Genomic DNA, 16,202 nt, shown 5'->3' on the forward strand with positions numbered 1-16,202 from the left:
CGCTCCGGCTCAACCGGCGTTCCGGTGCAGGTCGTTGAGCGCGGCCAGTTCGTCGTCGGTCAGGCGGATCGCGCCGACCGCCACGTTCTCGGCGAGGTGGTCGGGGTTGCCCGTGCCGGGGATGGCGAGGACGTGCGGGCCCTGGGCCAGGGTCCAGGCCAGGCGGATCTGGGCGGGACTGGTGTCGTGGGCCTCCGCGACGGCCAGGACCGCGTCGTCGTGGGCGGTGGTCGCGCTTCTCGCCCCGCCCGCGCCCGCGATGGCGAAGAACGGCACGAACGCGATGCCCTGTTCACCGCAGATCCGCAGCATGTCGTCGGTCCCGGCCTGGGACGAGTCGAGCGCGAACCGGTTCTGCACGCTCACCACCGGGGCGATCTCCCGCGCCTCGGCGAGGTGCCGGGGCTCGACGTCGGAGAGCGCGAGGTGCCGGACCAGGCCCTCTTCCTGGAGTTCGGCGAGGGCGCCGAAGTGCTCGGCGATCGAGTCCTGCCCCATCCGGCGCAGATAGACCACGTCCAGCTGGTCGCGCCCGAGCTGGCGCAGGTTCTCCTCGACGTGACCGCGCAGATCGTCGGGGCGGGCCGCGCTGCCCCACTCCCCCGAGTAGGTGCGGAAGGGGCCGACCTTCGTGGCGATCACGAGGTCGTCGGGGTAGGGGGCGAGCGCGGTGTTGATGAGTTCGTTGGCCGACCGCAGCGTCGAGAAGTAGAAGGCGGCCGTGTCGATGTGGTTCACACCGAGCTCAACTGCCTTGCGCAGCACGGCGATGGAGCGGTCGCGGTCACTGGGCGTGCCGAGGTTGAAGGCGGCGCTGCCCGTCAGCCGCATCGCGCCGAAGCCGATGCGGTTGACGGGCAGGTCGCCGAGTTCCCAGGTGCCCGCGGCTGCGGCGGTGATCTTCGCGGAGGTCATCAGCGGAGTTTCGCACATACGCGCGGCGCGGCCACCCGCACTTTACGGATACGTGTAGGTGTTCAGGCTGTCGACGGCCGAGGCGGGGTTGCCGAGGTCGTAGCGGTCCACGGCGAGGAAGTTGGGCTTCTTGCGGGCGGCCGGCTGGCAGAACCGCTGGGCCCGGTCGAGGACCTTGGTGTTGTCCGTCTGCGCCGTCCCGGCGATGGCCGCGTCACGGAAGTGGTTCATGACGAACAGCGGCCGGAACCCCGAATACGTCTGCGTGAGCGGGACGTTGAGGTCACTGCCGTACCAGCGGCTGTAGCAGGACCAGTCGGAGGTGCCGGCGCCGGAGCCCATGGACCAGTAGTTCTCGACGGTCCACTCGCGCTGGTACATCACGCCGAAGCTGTCCCGGGTCAGTCCGGCGGACTGGTCGGAGGCACGGCTGTGGTCGGTGAAGATCAGCAGGCGGTGGTTGGCGGCGATCAGGTCGGCCATCTTCGGCCAGCCGTTCTGCTGCACACCGGTCTGGTCGGGGCGGTACAGCACGTCGTACAGGCCGTTGACGCGGGCGAGTTCGCTGCGCAGAACGGTCGGGTCGACGTAGTCCTCCAGGAAGACGGTGACGAACTGGTCGGTGTGCGCCTTGAGGAAGTCCACGATGCGCTGGAGGTCGACGTTGAGGGCGACCGGGCTGCTGACCAGGGTGCAGCTGTCGTGGCAGAGGATCGCGCCGTCGGGGGTCTGGTGGATGTCCAGCATGAACCCCCGTACGCCGTCGGAGAGTTGCTGGTTGATGCCGCGGGCCTGATTGGGGAAGAAGTTCACGAAGGGCGGGGCGAAGCCGCCGTCGACCCCGTTGGCGTAGGCGTTGTGCGCGGTGAGGAACGTGACCTGGTCCAGAGTGCGTTGGTCCTGGGCGGGGATCGGCCTGGTGGGTGAGCCGATCGGGGTCAGGTACCAGGAGGCGAGGCCGCCGGAGGAACCGATCGCGAGCTGGGCCGGGTAGTTGGCGCCTGAGGGCTTGGCGGCCACGGTCAAGTAGCTTGCCGTGCCCGGGACTTGGAGCGTGTACTGGTCGCCGCCGGTCGCGTTGATCTGCCAGGCGGCGTCGGCGCTCGTGCAGGCGACGGTCTTCGCCTGGGCGCCCGAGCGGCCGAGACAGCTGCCCGCCGTGTCGGTGCTCTCCAGGACGTACGAGGATCCGCTCGCCCTGAGGTTCCACTGCTGGTGGTCCTCGTTGCCCTTGGGGTTGTGCTGCTCCACAGCTCCCCCCTTGTCGGCCGCGTTGAGCCCGGTGGTGGCGCTCTGGACGTAGTAGGTGCCGGGGGCCGGGACCGCGTCGGCGGCGCCGGCCGGTGGAGAGACGAGCGTCGCGGCCAGCGCTGCGGTGACGGCCAGCAGGGCGTGGGGGGTTCGCATGGGTGCCCTTCGGTTGAGTGTGGTCAGGCTCATGACACCGGAAAGGTGATCGGGCCACACCCAAGCGCCTCTGGTCTGAACCAGTCAAGAGGGAGGAACGGTCCGCGGAATGAACGGCGAAGGACCGGGACGGTCAGCGTGCTTTCCTCAACTCCCGCCAGGCCACGTAGTGATCGAGCAGAGTCTCCTCCAACGGCCTGTAGTGGATGCCCAGTTCCTCTACTCCGCGCCGGTTGTCGACCGCGAACCTGATCCCGAGGTGCTTGCGGATGTAGTCCTGGGTGAGCCCGAAGGCGGGACCCAGGATGCGCACCGGCCAGTGCGGGAGGCCGTGTCCGGGCAGCCGGTGGTTGCGCGGGAAGTGCTGCCGCAGGGCGCGTGACATGTCGAGGAAGGACGCCATCCGGCTCGCGGCGACGATGTAGCGGCCGTGCGCGTCGGGGCGTTCGGCCGCGGCGATGTGCGCGCTCGCGACGTCCCGCACGTCGGCGACGGTGAAGCTGAAGTCGGGTGCCCCGTAGAAGAAGTAGCCCTTGAACAGCTCGTCGAAGAGGAAGAGGCTGCCGGAGTCCGAGGCCGGGGTCAGTGAAGGCCCCAGGATCAGGCCGGGGTTGAGGGAGACCATGCGCCAGCGGTCCTGTGCGTGTGCCGCGTCCCAGGCGGCGCGCTCGGCGACCGTCTTGGCGTAGTGGTACGGGTTGTTCTCGACCGTGCTGGTGGTGTTGACGTAGTCCTCGGAGAGGATCTCGTCCTTCATCTCCCGTACGTCGGCGTAGTCCCCGAAGATCGCGCCGACCGTCGAAGTGAACACCAACTTCTCGACGGTGGGCGTGCGTTCGATGCCTGCGAGGACGTTCCGGGTACCGGTGAGCGCGGGTTCGACGACGTCGCGCCGACCGTCCTTGATCTTCTCCGGCATGAGGAACGGCGAGGCCACGTGGAACACGACCCGGCAGCCGTCCATCGCCGCGTCGAAGGAGCCCTCGGCGAGCAGATCGGCCTCGAACAGCTCCAGCGCGTCCGGGAATCGGTCCTGCATCTCCCGCAGCGGCGCGACCTTCGCCTCGTTGCCGAGGGACCGCACGGTGGTGTGCACCCGGTAGCCGCGCTCCAGCAGTAGCCGCACCAGATGGCTGCCGACGAATCCGCTGCCGCCGGTCACCAACACCGTCCCGCCGCCGACACTCATCCCTGGCTCCGATCACCCGTGGCATCCAGCGCGCACGCTACAACGGTGATCGGTCCCGGGTCAGCGGTTCGGCCGGTACGACTCTCAACTCCCGGTTCCCGTATAGGCGGCCGTGGTCCGGTCGGCGGACGCGCGGGCCACCGCCTCGTCCTCGCCGCTCGCGACATTGGCCGCGTACCAGGCCTCGCTGCTCAACGTGACGAAGCGGCGCCCCTCCTCGGACGCCAGCCAGGCCATGGCGTCCTCGGGCTTCACGGGACTGGCGCCCGACAGGTTGCCGTCGAGCCCCAGGAGGATGGAGTCCCAGCCCACGCCCACCGCACCGGGTCCGAACTCGGCCCACTTGGTGTCGTCGACGTGGGCGATGTGCTCCAACTCGAAGCGCGTCCCGTCGCCCTCGGGCGTCAACCGCAGCTCGATCCAGCTGACTTCACCACCGAACTCCCAGGTCGCGAAGAAGCTGTTGGGCGGGTCGCAGCGCTCGACGGTGCCGCCCGCGTTGCCGTGCAACTGGTACTTGCCGCCCAGCCGCAGTTCACCGGTGACCGGCAGGAACCAGCGCGGGATGCGCTCGGGGTTGGTGCAGGCGTCCCAGACATCGGCGACCGGTGAGTCGTAGGACTGGGCGATGGTGATCACGCGGGCCTCGCCCGCCCGGAAGTCGCGGCGGCCGACCCTGCGGCTCACGGAGTTGATCTGGTGGGTCACGTCGATCATGAGGTGCTCCTCGGGGTGTCCTCGCCGCTCTCGCGGAGCCGGCGTTCACGCTTGCCCCGGGCCAACTCGGTTGCCAGGGCGTCCAGATGCGGGGTCCAGTAGCGGCGGAACCGGTCGAGCCAGGCGTCGATGTCCCGCAGCGGCTCGGAGTTCACCGCGTACAGACGGCGGGTGCCGTCCGGGCGTACCGTCGCGAATCCGTTCTCCCGCAGCACCTTCAGATGCTGGGAGACCGCGGGCTGCGATATCCCGAACTCCCGCCGGACGACATCGCTGACCGTCCCGGCGGGCTGCTCGCCCTCGGCGAGCAGCTCCAGGATGCGGCGGCGCACGGGGTCTCCGAGCACATCGAAAGCGTGCATGAGCACCAAAGTATCACCGGTCGCTTATATAAGCGACCGGTGATAGATGAGGGTGGCGGGTCAGGCCAGCGGCTTCTCCAGCAGGGCCTTGCGGTGGCTGAACGTCTCGATGGAGTAGCGGCCGTGGTAGTTGCCCATGCCGCTCTCGCCCACGCCGCCGAACGGCAGGTCGGAGACGGTGAGATGGGCGAGCGGGAGGCCGTAGCCGACGGCGCCGGAGGAGGTCTCGGCGGCGATCCGGGTGCGGGTGTCGTCGGAGTCGGTGAACACGTACAGGGCGAGGGGCTTGTCGCGGTCGTTGATGAAGTCGATGGCCGCGTCGATCCCGGGGACGGTGACGATCGGCAGGATCGGGCCGAAGATCTCCTCCGCCATGACGGGCGCCTTGGGATCGACATCGGCGAGAACCGTCGGCGCGATGTACTTGTCGTCGCGGTCGCTGCGCCCGCCGACGACGACCCGGCCGGAGTCGAGCAGTCCGGCGAGCCGGTCGAAGTGACGCTCGTTGACGATACGGCCGTACTCGCCGGAGGTCTGCGGGTCGGCGCCGTAGACCTTCTCGACTGCGGTCACCAGCAGGGGTTCCAGCGCGGCGGCGGTCTCCGGGTCGGTCAGGACGTAGTCGGGGGCGACGCAGGTCTGGCCGGCGTTGAGGAACTTGCCACGCGCCAACCGGTCGGCGACGACGGCGAGATCGGCGTCGCGGTCGACGAACGCCGGTGATTTGCCGCCGAGTTCGAGGGCGACGGGGGTCAAGTGCTCGGCGGCGGCACGCAGGACGATGCGGCCGACGGCGCCGTTGCCGGTGTAGAAGATGTGGTCGAAGTGCTCGGCGAGCAGGGCCGTGGTCTCCGGGATACCGCCCTCGACGACTGCGACCGCGTCGGTGTCGAGGTAGGCGGGCAGCAGGCGGGCGATGGCGGCGGAGGTGGCCGGGGCCAGCTCGCTGGGCTTCACGACCACCGCGTTGCCCGAGGCCAGCGCGCCGACGACCGGGGTCAGCAGGAGCTGGACCGGGTAGTTCCAGGGGGCGATCACGAGGACGACGCCGAGCGGGTCGTACTGCGTCCAGGCGGTCGCGTCCGTGCCGAGGTGGGCCGGTACGGGGGCCGACTCGGGGCGCAGCCACTCTTCGAGGTGGTCCAGGGTGTGGTCGATCTCGCGGATCGTGAAGCCGATCTCGGTGCGCTGGGACTCGGCGGCGCTCTTGCCGAGGTCGGCGTGCAGGGCGGCGGCGAGGTCGTCGCCGTGCTCCGTGAGCAGGTCGCGCAGGCGGTGGAGCTGCGCGGTGCGCCACTCGACGGGCTTGGTGCGGCCGGTGCGGAAGGTGGCGCGCAGCCGGGCCACGATGTCGGCGGGCTGCTCGGGACTGGGCTGGTTCACGGTGCCTCGCTGGTGGTGCGTGGGAGCTCTCTACGGACAGGTGTATATAGCAACCATTCATACACCGGGAAAAATTCCGGTGGGAACATGGTCACCTCCCACGTGACGGCTGTCACATCCGTACGAGCTCCCGGCAACGGCGTTCCAGGTAACCGCGCTCCGCCGCACTCTCCGTGCGGGCGAGGGCCGCTTCGTACGCCACCACCGCCTCCGTGTGCCGGCCCAGGCGGCGCAGCAGATCGGCGCGCACCGCGTGCAGCACGTGGTAGCCGTCGAGGTCCAGCGCGTCCACGAGGTCGAGGGCCTTGCGCGCGCCGTCCACCTCGGCGACGGCGACGGCCCGGTTGAGGGCGACGACCGGGCTCGGCGCGAGCGCCATCAGCTGGTCGTAGAGCTGGAGGATCTGTCCCCAGTCGGTCGCGTCCGCCGTCGACGCGTCGCTGTGCACGGCGTTGATCGCGGCCTGGATCTGGTAGGGCCCGGGGTTGTTCAGCCGCAGGCACCGCCGGACGAGTGACTGGCCGTCCGCGATCAGCTCGCGGTCCCACCGGTCGCGGTCCTGCTCGGGCAGCGGCACCAGCTCGCCGTTCACCCCCGACCGGGCGGACCGGCGCGACTCGATGAGCAGCATCAGCGCGAGCAGGCCGGTGACCTCGGGCTCGTCCGGCATCAGCTCGGACAGGAGGCAGCCGAGGCGCAGGGCTTCGGCGCACAGTTCGGGCGAGTCGGTGTAGCCCTCGTTGAAGATCAGGTAGACGACGGCCAGCACGCCCTTGAGCCGGTCGGGGAGGTCGGCGTCGCGGGGTACCCGGTAAGGGATCTTCGCGTCGCGGATCTTGGCCTTGGCACGGACCAGACGCTGGGCCATCGTCGGTTCCGGCACCAGGAAGGCGCGGGCGATCCGGGCTGTGGTGAGCCCGCCGAGCAGCCGCAGGGTGAGCGCGACCTGCGTCTGAGTGGCGAGCGCGGGATGGCAGCAGGTGAAGATCAGACGGAGCCGGTCGTCGCGCACGGGACCCTCCTCGGCGGGCGCGTCGGACGCGTACAGCAGGGCGGCCTCGCTGTGCCGGGCCTCCCGGGAGGACTCCCGGCGCAGCCGGTCGATCGCGCGGTTGCGGGCGGTCGTGATGATCCACCCGGCCGGACTCGGCGGCACACCGGTCTCCGGCCATTTCTGTACGGCCGTGGTGAAGGCGTCCTGGACCGCTTCCTCGGCGAGGTCGATGTCGCCGAGGAAGCGGACCAGGACCGAGACCGCACGCCCGTACTCGGTACGGAAGACCGCCTCGATGTCGGCGTCGAACGCCATCAGTCCTCGGACGTGTTCATGAAGGGGCGCACCTCCACGGGCAGGGTGGTGGCCCAGGTCGCCCGCCTGCCCCACTCCAGGGCAGCGTCCAGGTCGGCCGCCTTGATCAGGCAGAGCCCGCCCAGATACTCCTTGCCCTCGGCGTACGGGCCGTCGGTGATCAGCACGTCGCCGTCCTTGGGGCGCAGCACGGTGGCCGTCTCCGGGCCGTGCAGTCCGCCGGCGAAGACCCAGGCACCGGCGGCCTGGAGTTCGTCGTGGAAGACATCCAGCTTGCGGCGGATCTCCGCCATCTCCTCGGGCGAGGGCATCTGTCCGTCGGTCGGTGTGATCACACTGAGCAGGTAGTGCTGCATGGCGTCCTCCATGGCGCAGGGGGTTCTCGGAGTCCCTCGGGGGATCTCTCACCTCCTACACGAACGCCGTGTTCCCGGATCGACAGCGCGCCTCAGGAAACCGGCAGGATTTTCTCCACGGGTTCGTCCCTGGTCGCTTCCGCGGGCTCGTGGTCCAGAGCCGCGGTGAGCCTGGCCAGCAGTCGTACGAGGTCGCCCTGGTCCTCGATCGCGTCGAGGAGGCGCGTCTGGTCGGTGAGGAGGCGGTGCGCGGCACGCTCGTGGAGGGTGCGGCCCCGGGCGGTGAGGTGGAGCAGGACGCGGCGCCGGTCGGCACTGTCGGGGCGGCGGTAGACGAGGTTGCCGGCGACCATCCTGTCCACCAGCTTGGTCAGGCTCGGCGCGGGCATCAGGGCCTGGTCGGCGATCTCGGTCATCGGATGTCCCCTGCCGTCGGCGATGATCGACAGGACGCGCCACTGCTCGACCGAGCAGTCCTCCTCGGCCAGTACGGCGGCCATGCGCAGGCCCAGTCGCCGCTCGGCGTGACTCAGCAGGTGGGCGAGGCCCGGCGACGGTACGGACGACATTGCCGCTGTCCTTCCGGTAGGTCTACTGTGCGGTTCAGATTACGAGCCTCTGCGAGGGCGCCGGGGCCGGGCCCGGTCTCCGTGCCCTCATGCCCTCACGGAGGTGGTCTGGTGCGTTCCCTGCCGCCCGGGCGGATCAGCGGCCCGGTCAGGACTCTGGTCGTGGCGCTGGTCGTGCCACTGCGAGGCCCGGCGGGCGTCTTCGGCCCGTCCTGCGAACTGGCCGCGCAGCTCGCCGTGGAGGAACTCAACGCCACGGGCGGGGTGTTGGGCCGCGAGGTCCGGCTGATCGTGGTGGACGGCGGCGCCCCGGCGGAGCAGGTGGCCGCCGAGGTCGAGGTGTTGGTGTCGATGCGCGCGGTCGACGCGGTGATCGGCTGGCACACCTCGGCGGTCCGCAAGGCGCTGGTGCCGCGCATCGCGGGCCGGGTGCCGTACGTCTACACCGCGCAGTACGAGGGCGGCGAGCGCACACCCGGGGTGTTCCTGACCGGCGAGACCGACGCGGCCCAACTCCTGCCCGCCATGCGCCTGTTGGCGGAGGAGACGGGTGCGCGGCGCTGGTGCACGGTGGGCAACGACTACGTGTGGCCGCGAGTCACCGCACGCGCCGCGCGCCGCTACGCCCGGGAGTGCGGCGGCCGGGTGCGCGACGAGGTCTTCGTCCCGCTGGGCACCTACGAGTTCGGTGCGGTCCTGCGCCGGGTCGAGCGGTGCGAGGCGGACGCCGTACTGATGCTGCTGGTCGGCGACGACGCGGCGCGCTTCAACAGGGCGTTCGCCGCCCACGGGTTGCACCAGCGCTGTCTGCGGCTGAGCACGCACATGGACGAGAACATCCTGCTGGCCACCGGCGCGGAGGCCACCGAGGGACTGTGGGCGGCGGCCGGTTACTTCGAGACCCTCGCCACCGCCGAAAGCCTTGATTTCAGCGGGCGTTACGCGGCCCGCTTCGGCGTGGAGGCACCCGTCGTGGGCAGCCTCGGCGAGTCGTGCTTCGAAGGCGTACGGCTGCTGGCCGCACTCGCCGAGCGGGCGCGGTCGCTCGACGTGGGTGCCATGTGCGCGCTCGGCGGCACGGTTTCGTACGAGGGCCCGAGAGGCGTACTGCGCCTGCACGGCAATCACCTCCGCCAACGGCTGTATCTGGCGCGGGCGGACGCCTTCGACTTCGACATCGTCGCCCAACTCTGACCTCCCCCACCTGCCAGGACCGAGGCTACCTTCCCGCAGAAATAGTTTCCACAGGAAGTATCAATTAAATCTACGCGCGTCGCCAAAAGAATTTTGAAAGGTCTCTCATTTAAAGCGTCCGAAACGGCCGGGAAACAATTCGGCGTGACTCTTCCGTCCAACTCCCCCGGGCCGTCCGGGAGATGACCCACACCCGCGGAAGAGGGAAGTGTCGTGACGGAGATCGTCGACAAAGAGGCGCCGGCAACGGCCGCCGGACGGACCTACAACGACTGGGCGCAGAACGACACGCTGGAGGACTACTCGCTGCGCTACGCGCCGAAGTCCTTCCGGCGCTGGACGCCGTACGTGGTGGCCACCACCGCGCTCGGCGGCATCGCGTACCTCGCCGACTTCGCCATCGGCGGCTCGATCGCGATCTCGAACGGCTTCTCCAGCGCCATGGTGGCGATCCTGGCGGCGGCGGTGACGATCTTCCTCACCGGCATCCCGATCTCGTACTACTCGGCCAAGTACTCGATCGACATGGACCTGTTGACCCGGGGCGCCGGCTTCGGCTACCTCGGCTCGACCCTCACGTCGGTCATCTACGCCAGCTTCACCTTCATCTTCTTCGCCCTCGAAGGCTCGATCATGGCCCAGGCGCTCGACCTGGGCCTCCACATCCCCCTGGCCGTCGGCTACTTGATCTGCTCGCTGATCATCCTGCCGCTGGTGATCTACGGCATGACCGCGCTCTCCAAGATGCAGGTGTGGACGCAGCCGGTGTGGCTGGTGCTGATGGTCGCGCCGTTCGTGTCCATCGCCATTCAGGAACCGGGCAAGTTCTCGCAGTTCACCCACTTCGCGGGCAACTCCCCCACCGGGTCCAGCATCAGCATGCTCGGGGTCGGCGCGGGTGCCGGTGTGGCGCTGTCGCTGATCGCGCAGATCGGTGAGCAGGTCGACTATCTGCGCTTCATGCCCGACAAGACCCCGCAGAACGCCAAGAAGTGGTGGGGCGCGGTGCTCTCCGCCGGTCCCGGCTGGGTGATCCTCGGCGCGGCCAAGCAGATGGGCGGCGCGTTCCTCGCCTTCTACATCGCCGGCAGCGTGGGCCTGGCCAAGGCCAACGAGCCCATCCAGCAGTACGTGCACGGCTTCAAGACCTTCGCCGCCCCGGTCGCCCTGGGCCTGGCCACGTTCTTCGTGATCCTGTCCCAGATCAAGATCAACTCGACGAACGCGTACTCCGGTTCGCTGTCCTGGTCGAACTTCTTCTCCCGTCTGACACACCGTCACCCGGGCCGCGTGGTCTACATCTTCCTCAACGTCGGCATCGCCCTGGCCCTGATGGAGGGCGGCGTCTTCGGCTTCCTCAACACGGTCCTCGGCTTCTACTCCAACGTGGCAATCGCCTGGATCGGCGCGGTCGTCGCCGACCTGGTCATCAACAAGCCGCTCAAACTCAGCCCGTCCTACATCGAGTTCAAGCGCGCCCACCTCTACAACTTCAACCCGGTCGGCTTCGGCTCGATGCTCATCGCCTCGGCCGTCTCCATCGCCGCGTACTTCGAGGCCTTCGGCGACTACGGCAAGGCGTACTCCCCCTTCATCGCCCTGTTCCTGGCGATGGTCCTCTCGCCCCTGTTCGCCTACCTCACCAAGGGCAAGTACTACATCGCCCGCCTCGACGACCTGGAGGAGCCGCTGCTCGGCCCCGACGGGCTGCCCTCGGCCGTGGAACTGACCTGCACGGTGTGCAAGACCGACTTCGAGCGCCCCGACGTGGCCAACTGCCCCTTCCACTCGGGCGCGATCTGCTCCCTGTGCTGCTCCCTGGAGAAGGACTGCCACGACTCCTGCAAGAGCGGCCCCGGCGCCACCGGCCCGGTCGACCTCGCGATGCCCGCCGTGCGCTCGGCGGACTGACCCACCGCGTCCCCGCCGCTCCGGCCCGCGTCCTGCGACACGGGCCGGAGCGGCGCGCGTCGCCGACCCGGACGATCGGGAGAATCACCCGCATGACCTCCCACGTTCTCGTCACCCGCGCCCGACGACTGGCGGCCGACCTCCTCGCCCCGCACGCCGAACAGGTCGACCAGGAGGGCGTCCCGGCGACCCATATCGAGGCGATCAAACAGTCCGGCCTGCTCGGCGTGAGCGCCCCCGTGGCCTACGGCGGCTCGGCGGCACCCGGAGCCGTGGCGAGGGAGACGGCGGAGATCCTGGCCGGGGCGTGCTGCTCCACGTGGTTCGTGCAGACGCAGCACCACACACCCGTCATGACCTTGGCGAAGAGCGAACTGCCGGTGCGGGAGCGACTGCTGGGCCCGCTCTCCCGAGGCGAGCTGATGTCCGGGGTGGCGTACGCGCATCTGCGGGCGTATCTGCGTATCGCGGTGCGGGTGTCGCGGGAGCGTGGCGGCTGGCGGTTCGACGGGACGGTGCCCTGGTACACGGGCTGGGGTCTGAACGACGTGATGCTGCTCGCGGGGGTGACCGACGCGGACGAGGCACTGTTCGCGTTCACCGAGGCGCGGGAACAGCCCGGCCTGCGCCCCTCGACTCCGATGCGGCTGGCGGCACTTACCGCGTCCCGGACCGTGTCGCTGGAGCTGGACGGCCTGTGGCTCCCCGAGGAGGCGGTGGCCCTGCGCGCGCCGTACGCGGAGTGGGCGAAGACGGACCGCCCGAAGCCGACGAACGCGTCACCGGCGGTGTTCGGAGTCGCGGCGGCGGCGCTCGCCCTGCTCGACGACGACACCGCCGGCCCGCTCCGCACCCGCCTCGACGAGGTACGCGAGCAGGCCTACTCCCTGGCCGAACACCCCGTAGCGCACGAGTACTTGGCCGAGCGGCTGGCCCTCAGGACACAGGCGTACGAGGTGCTGATGACGGCCACGACGGCGGCCGTGGTGGCCGGAGGCGGCAGATCCCTCTCCTTGACGAGCAGGGCCCAACGCCTCGCGCGCGAGGCCCTGTTCCTCCTGGTCCAGGGCCAGACGGCGGAGTCGAGAGCGGCCCACTTGAAAACGCTGGCCGACGCGAAATTCGCTTGACCCGGTCACGGAGCGGCGCTGCACTGTGGCGGGGCATCACGGGACGTGGTGCCGGTACCTCCGGGAGGCAGCGACAGTGGTGGAGATCCGTCCCACGACCGACGAGGACCTCGACGCTTTCGTCGACACGCTCCATGCCGCGTTCGGGAACTTCCGGGAGACCCCGACCGAAGGCGGCGGTCTCTGGTGGTCGGCGCTCGAAATGGACCGCTGTCTGCTCGCCACGACGGCGGACGGACGGCCCGTCGGCACGGCCGGCACACACTCCTTCGAGCTCACCCTGCCCGGCGAGAACGTCGTCCCGGTCGGCGGGGTGACCGCCGTCGGCGTCCTGCCCTCGCACCGGCGCCAAGGTGTGCTCAGCGCGATGATGCGCCACCAGCTCACCGAGCTGAGGGCCCGCGGCGAGTCCCTCTCCGTACTGCTGGCCTCCGAGGCCCTGATCTACCGCAGGTTCGGCTACGGACCGGCCACCTACACCCAGCGGCTGACGGTGCCGCGCCACCGGGCCGCCCTCACTCTTCCCCGGGCGGGCGACACGGCCGACGGCTCGGCACCGGGCTCGGTCGAGTTGCTGCCCCGCGCCAAGTGCGGCGAGATCCTGGAAGAGGTCTACGACCGCTACCGCCGCGCACAGCCCGGCGCACTGTCCCGGCCGCACCGCTGGTGGGCCGTGGGCGCGGGGCAGCCCCCGATCTCTCCGAAGCCGCGCTACGTCGCCGTCCACCGGGACGCCGACGGGGTCCCGGACGGCTACGCCAGCTATGCGCTCGGCGACTCCCGAACCCTGACCGTGGACGAGACCATCGCCGCCGACGACGCCGTCTTCACGGCCCTGGCCCGGTTCGTGCTCGGCCACGACCTGGTCGGTCAGATCGTGTTCAAGCACTTCCCGCCGGGTCATCCGCTGCGCTGGCAGCTCGCGGACTTCCGCGCCGGAGAGGTGAGCGGCGACACCGACTGGCTCTGGGTGCGGCTGCTGGACGTCCCGCGTGCGCTGACCGAGCGCGGCTGGTCGACGGACGGGGAACTCGTCCTGGCCGTCGACGACCCGTTCCTCGACGAGCACTGCCGCTATCTGCTGACCGTCCGGGACGGCAAGGCCGAATGCGTCCTCACGGGCCGCGAGCCCGATCTGTCCATGGACATCAGCGACCTGGGCTCGGTCTACCTCGGCGGCACCGCCCCGAGCACGCTCGTGCGGGCCGGACACATCCGGGCCCACCGCCCGGACGCGCCCGCCCTCGCCGACGCGCTCTTCCGGGCCGATCGCTCCCCGCACTGCCTGCACTGGTTCTGACCTCGGCCGACAGCAAGGGGGCGCGAAGCCGGGCCGTCGTGCGGCTCGGCGGCCACCTGGCTCCCGCTTCGACGCACCCGGCTCACCCCGCGAACGGCACCTGTGCCTCAGCAGGCCGCTGCCCGCCGGCCGGGTGCCGCCAGACGCCCTCCGCCGCCAGCCTCGGCAGCACCCCTTCCCCGAACCAGTACGCCTCCTCCAGATGCGGATACCCGGACAGCACGAACTCCTCGATCCCCAGGGCCGCGTACTCCTTGATCCGCTCGGCGACCTCCTCGTGGCTGCCGACCAACGCCGTTCCGGCCCCACCCCGGACCAGCCCGATCCCGGCCCACAGATTGGGGTGGATCTCCAGCCCGTCCCGGCTGCCCCCGTGCAGGGCGAGCATCCGCTGCTGCCCCTCGGACTCGCTCCGGGCCAGCCCTGCCTGTACGGACTTCACGGTCTCGGAGTCGAACCCGTCGAGCAGGCGGTTCGCCTCGGCCCAGGCCTCCGCCGAGGTGTCACGCGTGATCACGTGCAACCGGATGCCGAACCGCAGCGTCCGGCCCTCCTTCGCCGCCAGCCCCCTGATCCACGCGATCTTCTCGGCGACCTGGGCGGGCGGCTCGCCCCAAGTGAGGTACACGTCCACGTACTTGGCCGCGATCTCCCCCGCGATCGGCGACGATCCCCCGAAGTACACCTCGGGCACCGGCTCCGGGAGCCGCGCCAGCTTCGCGTCCTCGACCCGCAGGTGCTCGCCGGCCAGGTCGACGGCCTTGCCGTCCCACAACTCCCTTACGATCTCCAGGAATTCGCCGGTACGGCGGTAACGGTCGTCCTTGTCCAGGAAATCGCCGTAGGCCCGCTGCTCGTGGCTCTCGCCGCCGGTGACGACGTTGAGCAACAGCCGTCCGCCGGTCTGCCGTTGGAACGTGGACGCCATCTGCGCGGCGAGTGTCGGTGAGACGAAGCCGGGCCGGAAGGCAACCAGGAACTTCAGGCGTTCGGTGTGCTGGCTGACCATGGCGGTGGTCAGCCACGCGTCCTCGCACCAGGCGCCGGTGGGCGTGAGGGCGCCCACGAATCCCAGGTCCTCGGCCGCGCGGGCGATCTGGCTCAGATAGGCGACCGTCGGCGGCCGGTCCCGTCCGGAGGCGGTGGCGGGTGTGCCGTGACCGCCGCCGACGACATGGCGGCTGTCCCCGTTGGTGGGGAGGAACCAGTGGAAGGTGAGGGACACGTGGGGTTCTCCGATCCGGACTGTCCTGAGGGTGGGGGCTAGAGGAGGCCGTGGCGGGGTGGCCGGGTGCCGTTGAGCACGTACCTGCCGATGTGCTGGATCTTCCAGCGCGCCGGGTCGTGCAGCGTGTGGGTGCGGGCATCGCGCCAATGGCGGTGCAGATTCAGTGAGTTGAGGGCCGAACGGGTGCCCGACACCTCGAACAGGGCGCCCGCCACCTCCACCGCCGTCTGCGCCGCGTGCACCTTGGCCGCCGCCACCGCGATGGAGGCCTCCGCCGCCGAGTCGTCGGTGAGGTTGGCGCGGGCCGCGTCCACGGCCCGGGCCGCCTGGATCAGCAGGGCCTCGGACGCCTTTGCCTGGATGGCGAGTTCGCCGAACCGCTGGATCAGCAGGGGGTCCTCGGCGGCCGTCTCCAGCCCGCTCTCGAACCACGGGCGGCTCTTCGTCCGGACGAACTCGGCCGCTTCCGCCAGTGCGCCGCCGGCGATTCCGGTGTCGATGGCCGCGTGCAGCAACTGGGCGACGGCGCCGTGGAGTTGGGGGCCCTCGAAGGTGAGGTGGTGGGGCAGGACCCAGTCCGCCGGGACGGAGACCGCCTCCAGGCGGACCGTGCCGCTGGCCGTCGTGCGCTGTCCCATTCCGTCCCAGTCGTCGACGACCGTGACACCCTCGGCGTCACCCGGGACGTAGGCGACGTGCAGGTTGTCGTCCTCGGTACGGGCGAGGACGGGGATCCAGTCGGCGAAGAGGGCGCCGGTGGAGTAGTGCTTGACGCCGGTCAGCTCGTACGAGCCGTCGGGCCGGCGTACCAGCCGGGTGCGGATGTCCTGGACGTGTTTGGTGCCGGCCTCCGACTGGGCGTTGCCGAAGCGGCGGCCCGCAAGGAGTTCGGTGAAGAAGAACTTCCGCTGGTCCGGGGTGCCCTGACGGCGGATCACATTGACGTAGGCGAAGTGGCTCTGCGGGATCTGGGCGAGGCTGCCGTCGGCGGAGCCGAGCAGGCGGAAGATCTCGGCGAGGGTCCCGTAGCTCAAGTCGGCGCCGCCGTACTCCGCGGGCACGGTGACGGCGAGCAGCCCGGAGTCGGAGAGCCGGTCCAACTCGGCGCGCGGGAGCCTGCGTTCGCTGTCGCGGGCGGAGGCTCCGGCACGGAACTCGTCGGCGAGCGCGGCGGCGAGGGCGAGGGCCTCGGCGTCGTCGACGATCACATGGGCGTTCGCGCGGGCGGTCAT

General features: G+C 70.2%; 14 protein-coding genes and 1 pseudogene. 4 read left to right on the forward strand and 11 right to left on the reverse strand.

From position 1 onward, the window contains the following. Positions 1-9: 9 nt before the first annotated feature. From ACQHII_RS03755 to ACQHII_RS03795, 9 genes and pseudogenes are all read right to left on the reverse strand, one after another. Positions 10-915: an aldo/keto reductase gene (locus ACQHII_RS03755; protein WP_427917839.1), complete on the reverse strand. Its 906-nt coding sequence runs from the start codon at positions 913-915 to the stop codon at positions 10-12. A gap of 42 nt (positions 916-957) precedes the next feature. Then, positions 958-2,322: an RICIN domain-containing protein gene (locus ACQHII_RS03760; RefSeq protein ID WP_427917840.1), complete on the reverse strand. Its 1,365-nt coding sequence runs from the start codon at positions 2,320-2,322 to the stop codon at positions 958-960. Between the two features lie 133 nt (positions 2,323-2,455). After that, entirely contained in the window at positions 2,456-3,511 is a 1,056-nt protein-coding gene (locus tag ACQHII_RS03765) for an NAD-dependent epimerase/dehydratase family protein (RefSeq protein WP_427917841.1), read from the reverse strand. 84 nt (positions 3,512-3,595) lie between these two features. After that, positions 3,596-4,228, reverse strand: a complete 633-nt coding sequence (locus ACQHII_RS03770) for an SRPBCC family protein (RefSeq protein WP_427917842.1) — start codon at positions 4,226-4,228, stop codon at positions 3,596-3,598. Then, on the reverse strand, positions 4,225-4,590 hold the full coding sequence (locus ACQHII_RS03775; RefSeq protein ID WP_427917843.1) for an ArsR/SmtB family transcription factor: 366 nt from the start codon (positions 4,588-4,590) through the stop codon (positions 4,225-4,227). The genes ACQHII_RS03770 and ACQHII_RS03775 overlap by 4 nt, the downstream gene beginning before the upstream one ends. Before the next feature lie 60 nt (positions 4,591-4,650). Continuing rightward, positions 4,651-5,976, reverse strand: a pseudogene (locus ACQHII_RS03780) (aldehyde dehydrogenase family protein); the annotation flags it as partial. 109 nt (positions 5,977-6,085) lie between these two features. Further along, positions 6,086-7,282: an RNA polymerase sigma factor gene (locus tag ACQHII_RS03785; protein ID WP_427917844.1), complete on the reverse strand. Its 1,197-nt coding sequence runs from the start codon at positions 7,280-7,282 to the stop codon at positions 6,086-6,088. Beyond that, positions 7,282-7,638 (reverse strand): YciI family protein, encoded by a 357-nt coding sequence (locus tag ACQHII_RS03790; protein ID WP_406450105.1) that lies wholly within the window; start codon positions 7,636-7,638, stop codon positions 7,282-7,284. The genes ACQHII_RS03785 and ACQHII_RS03790 overlap by 1 nt, the downstream gene beginning before the upstream one ends. Before the next feature lie 92 nt (positions 7,639-7,730). Then, on the reverse strand, positions 7,731-8,207 hold the full coding sequence (locus ACQHII_RS03795; protein WP_427917845.1) for a MarR family winged helix-turn-helix transcriptional regulator: 477 nt from the start codon (positions 8,205-8,207) through the stop codon (positions 7,731-7,733). A 111-nt stretch (positions 8,208-8,318) separates the two neighbouring features. Between ACQHII_RS03795 and ACQHII_RS03800 the strand changes: the two genes are divergently transcribed. The 4 genes from ACQHII_RS03800 to ACQHII_RS03815 all read left to right on the forward strand — a co-directional run bounded on the left by ACQHII_RS03800 (position 8,319) and on the right by ACQHII_RS03815 (position 13,742). Further along, on the forward strand, positions 8,319-9,401 hold the full coding sequence (locus ACQHII_RS03800; RefSeq protein ID WP_427917846.1) for a substrate-binding domain-containing protein: 1,083 nt from the start codon (positions 8,319-8,321) through the stop codon (positions 9,399-9,401). Between the two features lie 213 nt (positions 9,402-9,614). Then, positions 9,615-11,312, forward strand: coding sequence for a purine-cytosine permease family protein (locus ACQHII_RS03805; protein WP_359612310.1), 1,698 nt, complete (start codon positions 9,615-9,617; stop codon positions 11,310-11,312). A 92-nt stretch (positions 11,313-11,404) separates the two neighbouring features. Beyond that, a complete protein-coding gene (locus ACQHII_RS03810) occupies positions 11,405-12,442 on the forward strand; it encodes an acyl-CoA dehydrogenase family protein (RefSeq protein ID WP_427917847.1) in 1,038 nt (345 codons plus the stop codon). A 79-nt stretch (positions 12,443-12,521) separates the two neighbouring features. Further along, on the forward strand, positions 12,522-13,742 hold the full coding sequence (locus ACQHII_RS03815; protein WP_427925221.1) for a GNAT family N-acetyltransferase: 1,221 nt from the start codon (positions 12,522-12,524) through the stop codon (positions 13,740-13,742). Positions 13,743-13,824: 82 nt separating this feature from the next. Here the strand turns inward: ACQHII_RS03815 and ACQHII_RS03820 are convergent, their stop codons facing one another. Continuing rightward, on the reverse strand, positions 13,825-14,967 hold the full coding sequence (locus ACQHII_RS03820; protein ID WP_427917848.1) for an LLM class flavin-dependent oxidoreductase: 1,143 nt from the start codon (positions 14,965-14,967) through the stop codon (positions 13,825-13,827). 38 nt (positions 14,968-15,005) lie between these two features. After that, positions 15,006-16,202: an SfnB family sulfur acquisition oxidoreductase gene (locus tag ACQHII_RS03825; RefSeq protein WP_427917849.1), complete on the reverse strand. Its 1,197-nt coding sequence runs from the start codon at positions 16,200-16,202 to the stop codon at positions 15,006-15,008.

This window comes from Streptomyces sp. cg40, from assembly GCF_050320165.1.
Classification (GTDB): domain Bacteria; phylum Actinomycetota; class Actinomycetes; order Streptomycetales; family Streptomycetaceae; genus Streptomyces; species Streptomyces hokutonensis.